Origin of the sequence: Rhodococcus sp. MEB064 (assembly GCF_000834565.1) — a bacterium.
Lineage (GTDB): Bacteria > Actinomycetota > Actinomycetes > Mycobacteriales > Mycobacteriaceae > Rhodococcoides.
Genome location: NZ_JXQS01000005.1, coordinates 84,285 through 102,641, shown reverse-complemented (window position 1 = coordinate 102,641; position 18,357 = coordinate 84,285). Strand labels below are relative to the sequence as shown.

Annotated in this window: 15 protein-coding genes; 9 read left to right on the top strand and 6 right to left on the bottom strand. The window is 66.1% G+C overall.

Features of this window, described 5'->3' with window-relative positions:
- Window positions 1–320: 320 nt before the first annotated feature.
- From RU01_RS02710 to RU01_RS02700, 3 genes are read right to left on the bottom strand one after another with little or no spacing between them, the layout of a single operon-like run.
- Window positions 321–1,634 carry an amidase gene (locus tag RU01_RS02710; RefSeq protein ID WP_231568576.1) on the bottom strand — a complete coding sequence of 438 codons (1,314 nt, stop codon included), beginning with the start codon at window positions 1,632–1,634 and terminating at the stop codon, window positions 321–323.
- Window positions 1,580–3,397 (bottom strand): hydantoinase B/oxoprolinase family protein, encoded by a 1,818-nt coding sequence (locus tag RU01_RS02705; RefSeq protein WP_082042838.1) that lies wholly within the window; start codon window positions 3,395–3,397, stop codon window positions 1,580–1,582. Before RU01_RS02705 ends, RU01_RS02710 begins: the two co-directional genes overlap by 55 nt.
- Window positions 3,394–5,475: a hydantoinase/oxoprolinase family protein gene (locus RU01_RS02700; protein ID WP_027504877.1), complete on the bottom strand. Its 2,082-nt coding sequence runs from the start codon at window positions 5,473–5,475 to the stop codon at window positions 3,394–3,396. The genes RU01_RS02705 and RU01_RS02700 overlap by 4 nt, the downstream gene beginning before the upstream one ends.
- A gap of 369 nt (window positions 5,476–5,844) precedes the next feature.
- Here RU01_RS02700 and RU01_RS02695 point away from each other — a divergent pair, with 369 nt between their 5' ends.
- From RU01_RS02695 to RU01_RS02660, 8 genes are all read left to right on the top strand, one after another.
- Window positions 5,845–6,579: a FadR/GntR family transcriptional regulator gene (locus RU01_RS02695; protein ID WP_027504876.1), complete on the top strand. Its 735-nt coding sequence runs from the start codon at window positions 5,845–5,847 to the stop codon at window positions 6,577–6,579.
- 136 nt (window positions 6,580–6,715) lie between these two features.
- Window positions 6,716–7,267, top strand: a complete 552-nt coding sequence (locus RU01_RS02690; RefSeq protein ID WP_027504875.1) for a MaoC family dehydratase — start codon at window positions 6,716–6,718, stop codon at window positions 7,265–7,267.
- A complete protein-coding gene (locus RU01_RS02685) occupies window positions 7,264–8,478 on the top strand; it encodes a CaiB/BaiF CoA transferase family protein (RefSeq protein ID WP_042572949.1) in 1,215 nt (404 codons plus the stop codon). Before RU01_RS02690 ends, RU01_RS02685 begins: the two co-directional genes overlap by 4 nt.
- Window positions 8,475–9,845 carry an MmgE/PrpD family protein gene (locus tag RU01_RS02680; RefSeq protein WP_042572948.1) on the top strand — a complete coding sequence of 457 codons (1,371 nt, stop codon included), beginning with the start codon at window positions 8,475–8,477 and terminating at the stop codon, window positions 9,843–9,845. The genes RU01_RS02685 and RU01_RS02680 overlap by 4 nt, the downstream gene beginning before the upstream one ends.
- Window positions 9,846–9,871: 26 nt before the next feature.
- Window positions 9,872–11,035: an acyl-CoA dehydrogenase family protein gene (locus RU01_RS02675; protein WP_027504872.1), complete on the top strand. Its 1,164-nt coding sequence runs from the start codon at window positions 9,872–9,874 to the stop codon at window positions 11,033–11,035.
- Complete coding sequence (locus RU01_RS02670) at window positions 11,032–11,847, top strand: HpcH/HpaI aldolase/citrate lyase family protein (protein ID WP_082042837.1); 816 nt, start codon at window positions 11,032–11,034, stop codon at window positions 11,845–11,847. The genes RU01_RS02675 and RU01_RS02670 overlap by 4 nt, the downstream gene beginning before the upstream one ends.
- Before the next feature lie 133 nt (window positions 11,848–11,980).
- A complete protein-coding gene (locus RU01_RS23510) occupies window positions 11,981–13,321 on the top strand; it encodes a hypothetical protein (protein ID WP_331386521.1) in 1,341 nt (446 codons plus the stop codon).
- Entirely contained in the window at window positions 13,318–14,049 is a 732-nt protein-coding gene (locus tag RU01_RS02660; protein WP_052493092.1) for an HD domain-containing protein, read from the top strand. The genes RU01_RS23510 and RU01_RS02660 overlap by 4 nt, the downstream gene beginning before the upstream one ends.
- A 7-nt stretch (window positions 14,050–14,056) precedes the next feature.
- Here the strand turns inward: RU01_RS02660 and RU01_RS02655 are convergent, their stop codons facing one another.
- The gene (locus RU01_RS02655; protein WP_042572974.1) at window positions 14,057–14,356 is read right to left on the bottom strand and encodes a nucleoside triphosphate pyrophosphohydrolase; all 300 of its coding nucleotides are present in this window, start codon (window positions 14,354–14,356) and stop codon (window positions 14,057–14,059) included.
- A gap of 18 nt (window positions 14,357–14,374) precedes the next feature.
- Here RU01_RS02655 and RU01_RS02650 point away from each other — a divergent pair, with 18 nt between their 5' ends.
- Entirely contained in the window at window positions 14,375–15,472 is a 1,098-nt protein-coding gene (locus RU01_RS02650; RefSeq protein WP_042572947.1) for an HNH endonuclease, read from the top strand.
- 71 nt (window positions 15,473–15,543) lie between these two features.
- Here the strand turns inward: RU01_RS02650 and RU01_RS02645 are convergent, their stop codons facing one another.
- Window positions 15,544–17,289, bottom strand: coding sequence for a TerD family protein (locus tag RU01_RS02645; protein ID WP_042572973.1), 1,746 nt, complete (start codon window positions 17,287–17,289; stop codon window positions 15,544–15,546).
- A gap of 72 nt (window positions 17,290–17,361) precedes the next feature.
- Entirely contained in the window at window positions 17,362–18,348 is a 987-nt protein-coding gene (locus RU01_RS02640; protein ID WP_231568575.1) for a LacI family DNA-binding transcriptional regulator, read from the bottom strand.
- Window positions 18,349–18,357: the final 9 nt, after the last annotated feature.

Sequence of the window (18,357 nt, the reverse complement as noted above, 5' to 3'; positions counted from 1 at the left end):
GTAGATCTCGGCGGCAGCCGACACCGTCACGTCGATGGTGACGGGGTTCGCGGGGTCTGCGTCGCGGCCCGGTCCCGAACTGCAGGCGGTCAGTCCGACGGTCAGTCCGAGTACCGCCAGGAGCGGCGCGACTCTGCGTCTGTACATCTGTTCCTCGCTGGCTGGTCGATGTAGTGACGGACCACGAGAGGCGTCTCCGACGCCTGATCCGTTCGGTTGCAGTGCGGTTGGTGATCCACGCAACACCGACTTTACGGGATACATACGATGATTGACAGCGTTCGTGGTGATTTGTCACCCGCGATTCCGACAATTACCGCTCAATCATCTGATGTATGACGGCCAGGGCGTCGCTCGTGCCAATCGGTCGCGCCCTGATACCGCACCCCGGCCTCGAAGAGCACACTCTCTCGACCTCGCGCAGCGGTGAGCTGAGCACCGACCGGCATCCCCGACAGTGGGTGGAACCCCACCGGCAGCGCGAGAGTCGGTCCGTCGTGCAACGACCACGGATAGGTGAACTGACCCATCCGTCGAGACAGGGCAACCACGCCGTCACCGCCGGCGAGGGGCGGCACGTCCACGGGCATCGTCGGGGTCAGCACCAGGTCGACGTCCTCGAGGACCGGACGCAGCAGGGCTCGGAACCGTTCGCCCGCCTCGTGCGCCGCGGCGCGATCCTCGTCGGTGATGCCGAGCCCCAGCATGATTCGTTCTCTGGTCGCCGCCTGGAACAGGGACGGTTGCGTACGCAGCCTCGCTCGATGGTGACGCGCGAGATCGCTGTAGACGATCGTGTAGACGATGTCCTGGGCGTCGGCCGCGAAGGGCAGCGACACGGGAACGATCGTCACGTCCAGCTCGGCGAACAGGCTCACGGCGTTTCGGACGGTACGGGCCACACCCTCGTCCACGTCGGCGCAGATGAACACGTCCGGCACTCCGACACGGACTGTGCCCGTGACGTTCTCGGTCGAGCGGGAGGACAGTGCGTCGAACAGGGCGGCCACCTCCCCGACCGTGCGCGCCATCGGGCCCACCGTGTCGAACTCCTCGCTGACCGGGTGAACACCGGCCGTGCTGATCGACCCTCTACTCGGACGCAGGCCGGTGACACCGCATGCGGCGGCGGGGAGTCGGACCGAACCGCCGGTGTCGGTACCCAGCGCGGCGTCCACGATTCCGGCCGCGACGGCGATACCTGAGCCTCCGCTGGAGCCACCCGGAACCCGGCCGAGGTCCCACGGGTTACGTGACGGCCCCGCGGCCGAGTTCTGCGAGGTCACGCCGACGGCGAACTCGGCCATGTTCAGTTTCGCGGTCACCCGAGCGCCGGCCGCACGTAGGCGTGTCACCACGTCCGCGTCGTGGTCCGCCCGGTGGTCGGCGAAGTAGGCCGAGGCACAGGTGGTCTCGATGCCGGAGACATCGATGTTGTCCTTGACCCCGACGGTTTTCCCGGAGAGAGGCCCCTCGCCGGCCGGGGGTGCATCGATCCATCGGATGACACTCCCCAACCGAAGGTCGAGAGCGAGCGGGGACAGGTCCGGTGTCTCACCGGCCTGTCCCCCACTCTCGGTCAGGCTGCGCTCCGCGCTCGCAGCTCCGCCGTCGCGTCCTCGTCGACGGTCCACGATGCGGTGTTCACGACCACACCGTAATCGCGTCGCGCGTCCTCCTCGGTGAGGTACTCGTCCCAGACGTCGCTCAACACCTGGAACGGGTCCCGCTCGAAGGGATCGCCGAAGCCGCCACCGGACGGGAGCTTGATTTCCAGGGTCTCACCGGCACGGATTGTCTCCTGGGTCACCTTGGAGTAGAGCACCTCCTCGCGGTCGGTCCCGGCGTTACGAGTGAACGCACCCGAGACGCCCTGGTGCCCACCGAGTGCTCCCGCCGGCGGATCCGAGCGGTTGTCCGCCTCGGAGCCCAGGAACGTGTCGGTCTCCATCAACCACTTGCGCACGCTGCCGATACCGCCACGCCACTTGCCGGGAGCCGGTGCCTCGTCGCGCAGCTCGTATCGCAGCGCCCGCATGGCGTGGTTGAGCTCGAGCTCCTCGATGGGGTTGTTGCGGGTGTTGGCCATCAGCGCGTCGACGGCGTCCATGCCGTCCTTGCCGTTGCGGCCGCCGTACGACCCCTCGTTGATCTCGATGTACACCCAGTACGACTCGCCGTCGGGCGCGATTCCGGAGTATGCGATGGCACACAGCGCCGCGGACGATCCTGCGATCGCATGGTCCGGAAGGACCGGTGCGAGAGCGAGATTGATCGAGTCGAACACCCGGTTCACCTGAGAGAAACGCGCGAAGCACGACGCCGGGAAGTCCGGGTTGAAGATGGTGCCCTCGGGTGCGTACGCCTTGACGGGTCGGAAGCAGCCGTCGTTCTGCGGAACGAAGTCCTCGGTGAGGTCCTCGTCCAACAGAATGGTCCGGATCGCCGAGACCGCGACCGGGAGGACCGACCCCTCGAAGGGGACGTTGAAGGCGGTGGGGACCTGACTGTTCGAGCCGGTGAGGTCGATCAGGATGTCCTCCCCCTCGACCTGCACGCGTACGGCCACCTTCAGCGGCTCGTCGCGGTTCTTGCCGTCGTCGTCGAGGTAGCCGATCGGTGCCTCGTAGCTGCCGTCGGGAATCTCGCGGATCTTGGCACGCAGCATGGACTCCGAGTAGTCCATCCACCGTTCGCCCGCACTCATGACGGTGTCGAGACCGTACTTCTCGAGCAGCTCCGTGAAGCGCTTCTCGCCGATCCGCGAGCACGCGATCAGGGCCTCGAGGTCGCCACGGTTCTGCTCGGGGGTGCGGACGTTGTCGAGAATGTGCTGGATGAGGTAGTCGTTGCGGACGCCCGCCTGGTAGATCTTCATCGAGTCCATGAGCTTGCCCTCGGCCCACACGTCGACGACGTCCATGCACAGTCCGGGGAAGTTGCCGCCCACGTCGGAGACGTGGCCGGTGCAGCCCGCGAAGCCGATGTGTTCGCCCTGCCAGAAGATCGGGATGATGACGCCGTAGTCCGGCGAGTGTGCGGCGCCGTGGTACGGATGGTTGTGCAGGATCACGTCACCCGGTTCGTACGTTCCCGCAAGCCTGCGGTTGACACCCCGAATGTAGGCGGGGATCGAACCGCAGTGCATCGGTGTGGAATCCGACTCGCACAGCTCACGCCCGTTGATGTCGAAGATGCCGGCGCCGAGGTCCTCCGACTCGCGGATGAGGCTGGAGTACGCCATCCGGTAGAGCACCTGGGCCATCTCCTTGGCCATCGACTGCAGAGCACCGCCGATCACCCGGAGCGTGATCGGATCGACCTCCACGTCGTTCCACGTGCGCGTGGAGTCACCCGCCAACGAAACTCCGGTGGTGGGCATCAGCGTCTTGCTCATGCGAGGTTCCTCTCGATGATGATGTGGCCGACGGCGTCGACGGTGGCGTGCTGATTCATTCCGACGATGGTGGTCGAGTCGAACTGCTCGACGATGGCGGGTCCGTCGAACCTGTTGCCCGCCAGCAGGAGAGATCGCTCGTACACCGGGGTCTCGACCCATTCGGGCTTCGCGGTGTCGTCCTTCCAGAAGAGCGCGCGGGCCGTGGTCTTGATCGCGGCGGAGGCGTCGGCGGTGCCCTTCTCGATGTCGGCGATGCGCACGTGAGGCACCGCACCGACTCCCGTGACACGGACGTTGATCAGCTGCACGGGCTTGTCGTCGAAGCGCTGGGAGTACGTGCGCCCGTGCGCCTCGTGGAAGGCCTCGGCCGTCGTCTTCACCCAGACGTCGTCGATCTCGCCGTCGGGTGCCTGCACGCGGAGCTCGTACCCTTGCCCCACGTAGCGGCAGTCGACGCTGCGCTCGAGCGAGATGTTCTCCGGTGCAACCCCGTCCGCCCGCAACTGGGCCACTGCCTGCTCGGACAGCCGCTCGACCTGCTGACGCAGCAGCTCGATGTCCGGGTCGGCCGACGAGGTCCACACCGTGGTGGGCTCCTCGTAGCGGATGTCGGTGGTGAGCAGACCGACCGCCGACGTGATGCCGGGGTGGCCGGGCACGATGACGCGCGGGATACCGAGCTGATCGGCGATCTGCCACGCGAACAGCGGCCCTGCTCCACCTTCCGCGATGAGGGAGAAGTCGCGGGGGTCGTACCCCTTGCGCACCGAGTGCAGGCTGATGGCTTCCGTCATGGAGTGCGCGAGGATCTTGAAGATGCCCATCGCCGCCTCGTCGAGAGGCGCGTCCAGCTTGTCGGCGATGTGGGTCTGGATGGCGGTGCGGGCGAGTTCCGGCTGTACCCGCATGGTGCCGGACAGGAAACTGTTCTCGCGCAGCCACCCCATCATGACCATCGCGTCGGTCGAGGTCGGCTCGGTACCGCCGTGGCCGTAGCACGCAGGTCCGGGAACGGCACCGGCGCTGCGCGGTCCGACGCGGAACATGCCGCCGTCGTCGACCACCGCGATGGAGCCACCGCCGGCGCCGATGGTGTCGACCTCCGCCATCGGCACCATCGCGTGGTAATCGCCGATGCGAGTGTCCAGGAGGTGCTTCATCCGCAGTGCGCCGTCGGGCGCCACTCCCACGTCCGCCGAGGTGCCGCCGACGTCGAGGGTGATGACGCTCGGGAAGCCCGACGCCTTGCCGATGGCGCAGCCGCCGAGGAGACCGGCGACCACGCCGCTGGTCAGCAGTGACACGGGGATCTCACTGGCGCTCCGGGAGGTGACCAGTCCGCCGGCGGAGGTCATGAGGTGCACGTCCTCGCCGACCTGTGCCGCGCTCGCCTTCTGTGCGAGGTTCTCGATGTACTGCGACGTCTTCGGCCCGATGAACGCATTGAGCGCGGCGGTGGAGAAGCGCTCGTACTCGCGGTACTGCGGAGCGACCTCGCTGGACAGCGACACGAAGACGCCGGGGAACTCCTCGGCGATGATCGCCTTGACCCGCTGCTCGTGGGTCGGGTTGCGGTACGAGTGCAGAAAGGCGACGGCGATGGCGTCGACGCCTCGCTCGCGCAGGAGCCGAACCTGTTCCCGCACAGCATCTTCGTCCAGGGGTGTCAGGACCGCGCCGGAGGCGTCGATACGCTCCGGAACGACGCGCCGGTTCCGCCGCGGTACCAGTTGCCACTTCTGCCACGGCAGATCCTGGTAGTTGGAGTAGTTGAGGGGTCGCTTCTTGCGTGCGATGTGCAGGAGGTCGCGGAACCCCTCCGTCGTGATCATTCCGACGTCGCACCCGTTGTGCTCGAGGACGATGTTGGTGGCCACCGTCGTGCCGTGGAAGAACATGTCGATCTCGGCCGGGTCGATTCCAGCCCGCTCGGCCAGGACAGCGATGCCGTCCATCGTGCCGATCGAGGGATCGTGGTTGGTCGACGGCGTCTTGTGCACCACCACGGTGCCGTCGTCGTCCCACAACACGAGGTCGGTGAAGGTTCCACCGACGTCGACTCCGATTCGTTTCATGTGCCATCCAATTCTGTCGGCTCTCACGTGGGGAGCAGGAGTGGGACGACCGGGACGCGTCGCTGCAGTCCGGGAGTCCGTGCGGGGTCTCTGTACACCCTGCGAAGGTGACCCGAGTCATAGTGCGCCACCCCGTGCCCGAAAGCAATACCTCTGATGTTTCGGGCAGGTGAAGCGTTGTCACGCACCCTTCGGGCCAGTTCGACGGCATTCGACACCCTAAACAGCCGATGTATCACCGAGGTGACCATCTTCCGATGCCACTGCTCACCGCAGTCGCTCGCGCTACGCTCGTGCTGTTCCGCCACCGTCGCCCCACGTGATCGCCCGTCGTCACGAGCCGGACGACCGACCGAGAGGCCCGCCTCAGTGCCCGAATCCTCGACCGCCGATCCGAGCGCCAAGAGCACGCCGGCCTACGCCGCACTCGCGACACGACTGCGCGACCGCATCCTGTCGGGCGAACTGCAGCCGGGTGAGCGCCTCCCCAGCGATACGGAACTGACGGCGGAGTTCGGCGTCGGCCGGAGCACCATCCGCGAAGCCCTACGGTCGTTGGCGAGCCAGAATTTGATCCTCACCACTCGCGGCGTCACGGGCGGCAGCTTCGTGGCGGTGCCCAGCGTCGGCCACATCAGCGAGCACCTCGAAACCGGTGTCGCGCTCATGACCACGGCCGATGCCGTCACTGTCGACCAGCTGATGGAGGTACGCAACCTCATGGAGGTGCCTGCGGCGGGCATGGCCGCCTTCCGCCGCACCGAGGACCACCTCGATCAACTGCGCGCCTCGATCTTCGATCCCACCGACGCCCAGGGGCCGGAGACCTTCGTCAAGAACCAGGAGTTCCACCTCGTCCTGCTGCGCGCTGCGCAGAATCCCCTGCTCGAACTCATCACGGCACCGGTGTTCCGGGTGCTGTCGAAGCGATTCGGTCGTGATCACGCGCCGGAGGGCTTCTGGCAGTGCGTCGACCATGACCATCGGGCGATTCTCGACGTCGTCGCCGCGGGCGACTCGATGTCCGCGATGGACATGATGCGTCGCCACCTCGACCATCTGGGCGGCTCCTACCGACAGATGGACAAGCTGCGCACCCAGTAGCACCAAACATCTGCTCTTTCCTCAGAATCGACCGCATCGGATCCTGCAGATCCGGTCAGATCTCCCCCTTGACGGTCTAATCATCTGATGTTTATGGTTCAGGTGCAGGCTTCGCCGACCGACACAGGGAGACACCGTGGCAGTCCATCCGGCCGTTCTAGGGCGCTTCTTCGAGGATTACGTGGTGGGTGACGTCTACCAGCACCCTCTGGGACGCACCGTCTCGCAGGCCGACAACACGTGGATCACGCTGCTGTCGATGAACACGAACCAGAACCACTTCAACGCACATCTCGCGGCGCAGAACCCGATCACCGAGGGGCGCGTCATCGTGAACTCGGGCTTCACGGTTGCGGTGATTCTCGGCATCTCCGTACTCGACATGAGCCAGAACGCGATCTCCAATCTCGCGTTCACCGACATCAAGATGTCTCATCCCGTGTACGAGGGCGACACGCTGTACGCCGAAAGCATCTGCACGGGCCTGCGACTCTCCGAGTCCCGCCCCTATGCCGGCATCGTCTCGATGATCACCCGTGGCCTCAATCAGGATGGCGTGGAGGTCATCTCGTGGAAGCGCTCCGTCATGGTGGCGACGCGAGAGAGCGGCATCGGCCAGAACTACTTCCCGGAGGCGCAGAGCGGTCCGCTGCAGCTGCCGTCCGACACGAAAGGCGACGCACGATGAAACCACTCGAGGATGTCCGCATCATCTCGCTGGAACAGTACGGCGCAGGCCCGTTCGGCAGTCTTCACCTCGCCGACCTCGGTGCCGACGTCATCAAGATCGAGGACCCCAACGTCGGCGGTGACGTCGGCCGGTACGTGCCGCCGTTCAACGAGGGCGAGGACTCGCTCTTCTTCGAGACGTTCAACCGCAACAAACGCAGTCTGTCGCTCGATCTCTCCACACCCGCCGGGCGCTCCGTCTTCGAGGACCTCGTGAAGTCCAGCGACGCAGTCTATTCGAACCTGCGCGGTGACGTTCCCGCCAAGATCGGCATCACGTACGACGATCTCAAGCACCTCAACCCCGCTATCGTCTGCTGCAGCCTGACCGGGTTCGGTATGACCGGTCCGCGCGCGAAGGAACCAGGTTACGACTACATCCTGCAGGGACTCGCGGGCTGGATGAGCGTCACCGGTGATCCCGACGGCCCACCCACCAAATCCGGTCTCTCGCTGGTGGACTACTCGGGCGGGTTCGTCGCCGCGATCAGCCTGCTCTCCGGTCTGCACGCCGCGCGGCGTGACGGTGTCGGCGGGGACTGCGACGTGTCGCTGTACGACACCGCGATGTCGCTGTTGACGTACCCCGCGACGTGGCATCTCAACGCGGGTTTCGAGCCGGTGCGAACCAAGAATTCGGCCCACCCGTCGCTGGTCCCGTTCCAGGCCTTCGAGGCCACGGACGGCTGGCTCATCGTCGGCTGCGCCAAGGAGAAGTTCTGGGAACGGCTCGTCGTCGCCATCGGCCGACCCGATCTCGGCGCCGATCCTCGCTTCGCAAGCTTTTCCCTGCGGGGGCAGAACAAGGACGTTCTGCTGCCGATGTTGGAGGACGTGTTCGCGACCGACACCGTCGCACATTGGTTGTCGCTGCTGGGCCCGGCAGGCGTTCCGTCCGGACCGATCAACGACGTGGCGCACGCGCTCACCGAACCCCACACGCTCGCACGCAATCTCATCGTCGAGACCGAGCACCCGGTGTACGACACGGTGCGCCAACTCGCCTCCCCCGTCAACTTCGGGCCGCAGCGTCCCGAATACCGACGTGCACCGCAGCGCGGGGAGAACCTCGAGGAGATTGTGGCCGAACTCGGCTACGACGAGGAGACCATCGCCACCCTGCGCCGTAGCGGCGCCTTCGGCGAGGTGACGGCCGAGGCACACGCGTGACCTCGACCGTGCTGACCGAGTGGGCGACGGGAGTCACACTCGACGATGTGCCGCCGGCCGTGCGGCACGCGACCGCTCGTCACCTGCTCGATTCGGTGGGTACCGCGGTGGCCGCGCAGCGTCTGGGCCACGGACGCGCCGCCTGGACCGTCGCCGACGGTCTCGGCGGCCCTCCCGAGGCCCGCCCGTTGACGGGTAACCGAGCACTGTCCGCACCCGCCGCCGCCCTGGCCACCGGCGTTCTGGTGCACGCGCTCGACTTCGACGACACGCACGCCGGCGCGCTGGTCCACGCCACCGCCGTCACCCTGCCGGCAGCCTTCGCCGTCGGCCAGCAGACCCACGCCACCGGTGCCGAGGTACTCACCGCCGCGACACTCGGCCTCGAGACGGCCTGCCGGCTGGGCGCTGTCAGTCCCCACGGTTTCCACGCTCGGGGAATCCACGCGACCGCGGCGGTGGGCCCGCTCGCTACGGCCGTCGTCGCCGGTCGACTCGGAAAGTTCGACAGCCAGACCCTGGTCAACGCTCTCGGCATCGCTGGATCGTCGAGCTCAGGCCTGCTCGAATTCCTCGACACCGATGCCGACACCAAAGCGCTGCACCCTGGCACGGCCAGCTTCAACGGCATCCTGGCCACCCGCCTCGCAGCCGCCGGCGCCACCGGACCGGGCTCCGTGTTGGAAGGGCGACGGGGTATCTATGCGGCACTCACCGATCGACCCGTCGACCTGACCGTTCTGACCGACGATCTCGGAACCCGCTGGGAAGCACTGGGGATCGGCATCAAGCCGTACCCCAGTTGCCAGCTGATGCACGTCACCCTCGACGCGGTGTCCGCCGCTGTCGCGGGCCACGACATCCACATCGACGACATCCGTGACATCGAGGTGCTGGTCCACCCGGACTCCACCCCGTTCGTGTGCGGACCCAACACGGGCGTCGCCTCCCCGCGCAGCACGTACGACGGCAAGTTCGATCTGCCGTGGAGCGTGGCCGCGTTGCTGCGCGACGGCGTGGTCGACGTATCCACCTACACCGACGCGTCGATCGCCCGAGCCGACGTGCTGACAACGGCGCGCACGGTCCGCGTCGTCGAACGTCCCACCGACGGGCCCGCGGCCGCCGCTCCCGGACACGCCACCATCACCCTCGCCGACGGCCGTGTGCTCGTGGGAGACGTCGGCGGAAGTCGCGGCAGTAGCGCATTCCCACTCGACGACGCGGCACTTCGGGAGAAGTTTCTCGGCAACTGCGGCCACGACGCTCGTGCGGACGAACTCGCCGATCGCGTTCTCGGACTCGCCGACGAACACGACCTCTCCGCCGTGCTCGATCTCGCCGCAGCCATCGCGCCCGCCCCCTGACCCTCGCCTGGAAGAAGGACACCACCATGGATTTCACGTACGACGAACAGCAGACGGCGTTCCGTAAGGCATTGCGCACCTTCGTGGACAAGGAGATCGTCCCGGTCGCGAACGAGTGGGAGAAGACCGGCCGCTACCCCACGGAGATCGTCGACCACATGAAGGCCATGGGCCTGTTCGGGATCACGACGCCGGAGGAGTACGGCGGCCTCGAACTCGACAAGGTCTCCTTCACTCTCGTCTACGAGGAGTTGGCGCGTGGATGGATGGGCATTGCCGGCATCGTCGGCAGCCACAACCTCTCGTGCTGGATGATTGCCAAGCACGGCACGGACGAGCAGAAGCAGTCTCTGCTCCCGAAGCTGGCCACGGGTGAGTGGCGTACCGGCGTCGGCCTCACCGAGCCGGGTGCGGGCACCGACCTGCAGGGCATCAAGACCACCGCCAAGCGCGACGGCGACCACTACGTCGTGAACGGCGCGAAGACGTGGATCACCAACGCGCGGCATGCGAACGTCCTGCCCGTGCTGGTGAAGACCGATACCTCCGCCACCCCTCCCCACAAGGGCATGAGCCTGCTGCTCATCGACACCACCAGTGAGGGTTTCGAGGTCCAGCGTGACATGGGCAAGCTCGGTTACAAGGGCACCGAGTCGTGTGAGATCAGCTTCGACAACGTCCGGGTACCGGTCGACGCACTCCTCGGCGGCGTCGAGGGCCGTGGACTGCAGCAGGCGTTGTCTGGACTCGAGATCGGTCGACTCAACATCGCGGGCCGCAGTGTGGGAATCGCGCAGGCGGCCTACGACGCCGCGCTGCAGTACGCGAAGGAGCGCACCGCCTTCGGACAGCCCATCGCCGAGTTCCAGGCGATTCAGTTGAAGATCGCCGACATCGCCACGCAGCTGCAGGCTGCCCGGCTCATGACCTACTGGGCTGCATCGCAGGCGGATTCGGGCAAGCGCGTCGACATGGAGGCGGGCATGGCCAAGTACTTCGCGTCGGAGGCCGCCATCACCGCCAGCCTCGAGGCCATGCGTATTCACGGCGGCTACGGCTACTCGACCGAGTTCGTCGTCGAGCGTCTCTACCGCGATGCGCCGCTCATGGCAATCGGCGAGGGAACCAACGACATCATGCGCACCGTCATCGCGAAGTCGTTGGTCGCGGGATCGAGCGTGATCGGGTGAGTGGGGCGCTCACCTACCTCTACGTCCCCGGCGACATGCCGGCCCGCTTCGACAAGGCGCTCGCCTCGGGTGCGGACGCCGTCGTGCTCGATCTCGAGGATGCAGTCGCTCTGCGGGACAAGGACTCCGCACGCGCGGAGGTCGCCGCCTGGGTCGCTGCGTGCGAGCCCGGTGACGTCGAGTTGTGGGTGCGCGTCAACCCGGGCCCGCTGCAGGAGGCCGACATTCGCGCGGTGGCGCATCCCCGGCTGACCGGGGTGTGGCTCCCCAAGGTGGGGTCACCCGAGGAGATCGCGATCGCCGATCGGGTGCTCGCCGACGTGTGTCCACACGCCGCGGTGTCGCCATTGCTCGAGACGGGTGCGGCGCTGTTCGACGCGCTCGCCATCGCGCGAGGACCCCGTGTGCGCTTCCTGCAGATCGGTGAGGCCGATCTCGCCGTCGACCTCGGTATCGACGGCGAATCGGACCCCAGCGCGCTGCTGTTCGCGCGGTCACAGGTGGTCGCGGCCAGCGCCGCCGCAGGCCTCCTCCCCCCGCTGGGGGCCGTGTCCCGCAACTTCCGCGACCTCGACGCGTTCACCGCGGACACGCACTCGCTGTCGCGTCTCGGCTTCGTGGGCCGCGCGTGCATCCACCCGGCCCAGGTCCCGGCGGCGCGCGCGGTGTTCGAGCCCACGCCCGAGGACGTCACCCGAGCACGCGCCGTGCTCTCGGCCCTCGAGTCCGGTGGGGCCGGGGTCGACCAGGACGGCCACCTCATCGACGAGGCAGTCGCGAAGCGGGCACGGCGGGTGATGGAGCGCGCGTAGAGGGCGAGTGGGTTCGGGCCCGAAACATGTCGGTGCCCTGCTGTAAACAGTGAGTAGGCAGACGGATGATTCCTGCCGGCGACGCTCGGTTCTCCGACGTCGAGCTAGCTGTTCGCACAGAATCGAGAACCCCATGGACCACGACAGTCGCGGCTTGGGCGGTATCCCCGCCGGCAATCCCGGTTTCACTATCGCAGTCGAGATCGACCGACCCTTCGACCAGATCGAACCGGACGAATACCTCCGGCTGCTGCACCTGGTCGGTGACGACGCGGCCAGGATCGACCGTTCCCTACTCGGTCATGCACGCGTCGTCCTCGACGTACCCGACAGCGGATGGTGGGTCTCAGGGCAGGCCGCTCTCCATGCTGTCGACAGGCTCGCAGAGGAGTGGACCGTCCTCGGTGTCGAGACGAGCCGATCGGACCTCTGGTCCACCAGCCCTCACATGGCCGACAGTCGCCTCCCCCGCACTCGCCGACTGCCGGCGAGTGAGGGCACGCGGTACACCGTCATCATCGAGGTCGAGCCATTCGATACCGATCACGGCGCTATCGAGCTCTCCCGGCACTTCCCGTTCGGCGAGCGCGCCGACGCCGTCGTCGCCGAGAACGGACTCGACCACATCATCGTGTCGAGGCGCGATCGCGACGTGTCCTGGGCCTGCCAGCTCACGGCGAAATCCTTGCACTCCATCAGCAACGCGTGGTCCATCACACGCATCAGGACGGTCGAGACAGCGGTATGGAAACGAGAGCACTCTCGTCCGCGCGTCGACAATCGGCCGACGGCAATCCCGCAGTGGCAGTACGCACTCCGTATCGACGGCACCAGATGCGTCGTGGTCACCGACAAGGATGTCGACCTGGACAACTGGTACGCGAAGTACACCAACTCGGACGGCATGACCGGCGTCGAGCAGTTCTTCCACGGCCCCGCCTGGTTGACCGACGACGGTATCGCGAACCTTCGCAGGAACGGCGACGCCATCGACGCATGGATAGCTCCCCTGCCCAGCGGTGGCCTACTCGACAACATCACCGACGGATACGGCCGAGTTCTGCCCGTCGACGATTCCGACGGCACCGCAGCATGGTTGATGGAATCGATGTACGACAAGCCCGCCGGACTGATCATCGAACTCGGTCCCAACGACTACGACCCAGACGACGAGGGGGACGTGTTCAACGCGCAGATCCACGTCCTCGACGACGGTGTCTACATGGTGCGACGATCGCGAGCCGTTCTCCAGCGACTCCGACTGGCCGACCATGGTGTCGAGGGGTTGGAACTGGACCTCTGGCATCACGACGATCATTTCGACGACTGCACGGACGGCTACCTGTTCACCCGTGATACGCATTTGATCGCCAACGCGTGCGTCGCGTGGTTCCGCCAGAACGGAGTCACGGACAAGCGCAGTTCTCTGGGATGCTCGTACGAATTCGTCGACCACCTCCCCCGCACTTCATGACCTCCGACCGAAAGGACACCATGCCGTCGACGTCCGACGCCCTCACCCGCGCAGTGCGCGATGTTCCTCTGAAAGACATGGATCCATCGCTACTCGCCCACGCCATCCGCTACGAGGTAGGTGGCCACGGACTCGACACCTCCTCTCTGCAGGACGCGCTCGCTGTCGCGTCGTACGCACACCTGACGCAACGGCGTACTGCGCGCGGTGATCAGATCAACGACCCCTACATCACGCATCCGTCTCGAAATGTGCTGAGACTGAGCCGGTACGGGAGCTCGGACCTCGACGTTCTGGTGGCTACGGCCCTTCACGACACCGTCGAGGACCAGGCGGACCGCATCGTCGAGGTACTCGGCGGCTCGACTGCACTCGGCGCTATCGAGACCCACTTCGGCGCGGAGGTCGCCAGGCTCGTCGATGCCGTGACCACTCCGCCGAAGAACGGCCGGGATCGCGCAACGCAGTACGCCGAACACGTGACGACAGTAATCCGCGACCCGAAGGTTTTCCTGGTCAAGGTGTCCGACTTCGTCGACAACGCCGGCAGCCTGAAGTACCTCGCAGACGAGGCGAAGCGAACCAAGCTGCTGCGCAAGTACGCGCCGCTCGTCGAGATCTTCGAGGTGGCCGCCACCGAGCACGGCGAGGCCCTTGGTCTCACGGCGGACGGGATGGAGGATCTGCGCGGTCACCTGGAGTCGATCAGGGAACAGACGAGGAACTGACTCCGCGTCATTCCAACCAGATGCGATCGACGAAACCACCCCGGCGTTCGCGTTTGTCAGCCGCAAGAGCAGCCACATCCGCCATCGTGAGCCCCAGGGACGATGCCAGACAACTGACGACCTCGAACACGTCCGCCAGCTCTTCCGGCCGGTCGTCGCGACCGGCGCGTCGGAACTCGTCGGCCTCCTCCATCAGCTTCTCGGCAAGTGCCAGCTCGAACTCGTGTGTGTCGAGCTGTCGCGTCCGAGGTATACGGCCCGACTGCTCGATGATGTCGGGAATCAGATCGCGAACGAGTTTGCCCATGTCGCTAAGTTTGATGCCATGCACCCGCGCACGCCAACCGACGCCCTGACGCTCGGCCAACATCTGGTCAGTCTTCTGGACAGCGGGGCACGAGTCGCGACCTACAAGCTCGCAGTCCTGGTCGCTCTACTCGAGTACTGCGTCGAACACGTTCCTGCGGAACAGGATGCGACCATCGACGTCGACTTGACTGACCTCGCGGAACGCGTCATCGCCCTCTATTGGCGTCAGGTGCGCGACTTCGAGGGCGTGTACCTCCGACAGTCGTCCAACCGGATCGCGAAAATCCCGGATGCGGTGCGGCAGTTGGCCGCGCAGACCCGGTCGTTCGGCCGCAATCTTCCTCTCGAGACCGCGGCCGCTGCGGCACCCGAACTGTGGGAGAAGACGGTCGACACAGTTCGGCTGACCATGATCCAACAGCCACTTCATCGCCTGCAGAAGGTTCCGGGCGCCTCGACCCACTCGACGTTTCTCTACGACGATTCCTGGATGCACGACGCGGTGGGCAGGAAGCGGATCGCAGAAGTCGGTAATCGCATCACCCTTTATCCGGGTGTCGCTTTCGGCCTCGCGCGCTTGTCCGGTCTTCTCAAGCCAGGTCTCTTGCTTGCATGGGTAGACGACGTGCGTCGAATGAACCCTGCGCTGTCAGAGGGCGTCCCAGACCTCGAGGGGCATCTCTTCGGCCAGGACCGCATCGCTCTGCAGAGACCGCGCCAGGTCCTGATCGACGAGTACGGGGACCGCTGCTTCTACTGCGGATCGCGGGTGGGACCGGCAGCCCATGTCGACCACGTCCTGCCCTGGTCTCGAGTCGGATTGGACGGACTGGCCAACCTGGTGCTCGCCTGCTCGCGGTGCAACACGAGCAAATCCGATCTGCTCCCTGAACGCACCCACGTATCTCGAGCACTGGATCGCGATCCCGATCGATTGACAAGTCTGGCCGCGGCCATCACGTGGCCAGTTCAGTACCACCGAGTCGTCACTGCTGCTCGCGGTCTCTACGCCACTCAGCCCGATGCGTCACCGCTGTGGCGCGCGCCGGGCGACGTCGTTCCCCTTACTCGGGATGTCACGTGGCTGCACTCGAAAGTGATTTTCCAAGGCTGAGTTTCCGGCGTCAGCAACGACCTCCAGGCCGCGAGGGTTGCGCCACGCGCGGATGGTGGTGCGGGCGCTGATCAGTCGTCGACAACGACTCCGTACCGGGTTGCCAGAGCGGCGAGACCATCGTCGTACCCCTGCCCCACTGCTCGGAATCTCCACGCGGTGCCCCGCCGGTAGATCTCGGTCAGAATGAGACTCCGCTCGGTAGTTGCGGCATCCAACACTGCAGTCGCGATACGCGATTCGGGCGTGGAGAGCGAGATGGACACCGCACCGACATCACCGAACGTGTGCTCGTTCTCGATCGCCGCGGCGATCACGATGCGCTCGACGTCGTCGGGCACGGCACTCAGACCGATGCGGACGCCCTGCTCGCTGTCCCCGTCGAGGGACAGCACCACTGCCCCGTCGGACGTCGACGGGGCGTTGTAGAACACGAAGTCTTCGTCGCTGGACACCACGTCATCCGCTGTCGTCAGGAATGCGACCACGTCGACGGCGATGGGGTCGGCGTCGGCGGCGCGCCATGATGCATCCACAGTCACCACGGTGGTGTTCTCCGGCAGATCGACGACGCCGCCCCGCGGAACGAGTGGGGTCAGTGTCCGCCGGGTCCTCACCTCGATGCGCGGAGTCACCTCGTCGAGATTCAATGCTCTGTCAACGTCGATCGAGGACAGCGTCGTCAACTGTCGTTCCCGTACGCGCGGCATACGCGGGTCACCGTCGCCGTGGGACAGCAGAAGTACGTCGGTCACACCTGCACTCAGATTGACGGCAGGGGTGGCGCCCAGTTGGATCAATCGCGACCGCATGAGCACCGACTCGGCGTGGGATCCGCCCATCACCAGGACACGGCGAGTCGACCAGGGTGCGGCGGACGGGGTCGGCAGAGGCATCGTCGCCACGACGGGCTTCCGCGGACCTTTTCGTGTGCCGGGGCGGACGGCGCGCATCAGATCGTGCAGCACGTACTCCGTAATTACCGGAATGCCCTGCGAGCGCGCCCGAGTCACTTTGACGCTCTCCGACGCGGGATCGGTACAGACGACGACGCTGGTGTACCTACTGACGGAGTTCATCACGTCGAGCCCGGCATCGGTCAACTGCTCGGCCAGACGCAGTCGCGGGGTGCGCGTGTCGCCGCTGATGACGACGCGCATGCCTCGAATCAACCCGTGCGCGACATCGAGCCGTCCGGGGTTCTCCCAGGGGCACTGCGTTCGAGGAATGGAGTCCGGGTAGAGGGTCAGGCGGTCACTGCAGGTGACGACCGGGAGCGGCAGATCGAGTGAGCGCGCGAGCCGAGAGCTGTGGGTGAAGATCTGCGCCAGGACGCGGGCGTCGTCGTACGCGTCGTGCGCCTGGGACTGCATCACCTTCCAGTGCGCGGCGAGGGTGGACAGCTTATGGTTCGAGAGGTCCGGCTGGAGTCGTCGGGACAGAGCTAACGTGCACAGCCGTTGACGCGTCGGCATCTCCAGACCGGCCCGCATCGATTCGAGCTTCAGGAACCCGTGGTCGAAGCTGGCGTTGTGCGCCACCATCGTGCGCCCGTCGAGCATCGACATGAGGTGCGGCGCGATGTCCTCGAAGCGCGGAGCACCGGCCAGCCGCTCGGGTGTCAGATTGTGAATGTGGACCGGCCCGGGATCGCACCCGGGATTGACGAGAGTCGACATTTCACTTCCGACGCGTCCGTGATCGTCCAGGGTCAGGGCAGCAACACTCAACACCCGGTCACGGTTCGCCTTCAGCCCTGACGTCTCGACATCGACCACGACCCAGCGGTCGTCGGGCACCGAGGTTGCACTGCGCATGGACATCCACCTTCGCGAGGAAACAGACTGCCCGGTCACTATGCACGATGACCACGACATCGCGCCCGCCCGTCAGTCGGGCGGCGCACCGGTACTCGCTCGGGTCACCAACCTGGGCGCGATGCTGAACCGCCGGGTACTTCGGGTGCCGGACTCGATCTGCGCGAGCAGGATCTCGACGCTCCGGATCCCCACTTCGCCGAACTCCTGACGGATCGTGGTCAAGGGAGGCGAGTAGAACTCGGCATCGGGCACGTCGTCGAAGCCCACCACGCTGACGTCGCGCGGAACGCTTCGGCCGGCAGCATCGAGAGCGCGCAGGACCCCGAGGGCCATCGAGTCGTTCCCCGCGAACACTGCGGTGACACCCGCGATCTGCGCCAGGACAGTGCCGGCGGCGCATCCCGATTTGGCGGTCCAATCCCCGTTCAGGATCGGCGGCGGATCGATACCCCTGTCCTCGTGGGCCATTCGCCAGCCGCTCACCCGGTCGGCTGCCTCGTACCAGCCGAGCGGACCTGCCACGTGCCACACCTCGCGGTGTCCGAGCTCCAACAGGTGCGACGTGGCTGCCCGTGCTCCCGCGACCTGGTCGACGGACACCACGGCCAGTTCCCCGGCGGGCGAGCCCTCCACCGCGACGAGCGGAAGGTCTCCGGCCAATCCGGCGATGTCGCCGTTGTCGGTTCGCAGAGGCGCGATCACGACGACGCCGTCGACACCTTGCTTCTGCAACCGACGGACGCAGGCATTGATCGCGTCTTCGTCGAGCGATGTAGGGACACCCACCAGCACGGAGTAACCGGCTTGTCGGGCAGCGCGTTCGACGCTGTACAGCGTCGAGACCGGTCCATGCAGAGCATGACCGGTCCCGACGATGCCGATAGTGCGGTTGCTGCCGGTGACCAACGCACGAGCAGCGGTGTTGGGCCGATACCCGAGCTGTGTGATCGCTTGGTTGACCCGCGTCCTCGTTGCCTCGGTAACATTCGGGTGACCGTTGATCACGCGGGACACGGTCTGGTGGGACACGCCTGCGAGTCGGGCCACGTCTGTCATGGCCGGTCC

Bases quoted from the DNA above. Each gene is read 5' to 3' on its own strand.
- RU01_RS02640 (WP_231568575.1), bottom strand. From the start codon at position 18,348: ATGACAGACGTGGCCCGACTCGCAGGCGTGTCCCACCAGACCGTGTCC.
- RU01_RS02675 (WP_027504872.1), top strand. From the start codon at position 9,872: ATGGATTTCACGTACGACGAACAGCAGACGGCGTTCCGTAAGGCATTG.
- RU01_RS02655 (WP_042572974.1), bottom strand. From the start codon at position 14,356: ATGGGCAAACTCGTTCGCGATCTGATTCCCGACATCATCGAGCAGTCG.
- RU01_RS02660 (WP_052493092.1), top strand. From the start codon at position 13,318: ATGACCTCCGACCGAAAGGACACCATGCCGTCGACGTCCGACGCCCTC.
- RU01_RS02700 (WP_027504877.1), bottom strand. From the start codon at position 5,475: ATGAAACGAATCGGAGTCGACGTCGGTGGAACCTTCACCGACCTCGTG.
- RU01_RS02705 (WP_082042838.1), bottom strand. From the start codon at position 3,397: ATGAGCAAGACGCTGATGCCCACCACCGGAGTTTCGTTGGCGGGTGAC.
- RU01_RS02650 (WP_042572947.1), top strand. From the start codon at position 14,375: ATGCACCCGCGCACGCCAACCGACGCCCTGACGCTCGGCCAACATCTG.
- RU01_RS23510 (WP_331386521.1), top strand. From the start codon at position 11,981: ATGGACCACGACAGTCGCGGCTTGGGCGGTATCCCCGCCGGCAATCCC.
- RU01_RS02645 (WP_042572973.1), bottom strand. From the start codon at position 17,289: ATGCGCAGTGCAACCTCGGTGCCCGACGACCGCTGGGTCGTGGTCGAT.
- RU01_RS02685 (WP_042572949.1), top strand. From the start codon at position 7,264: ATGAAACCACTCGAGGATGTCCGCATCATCTCGCTGGAACAGTACGGC.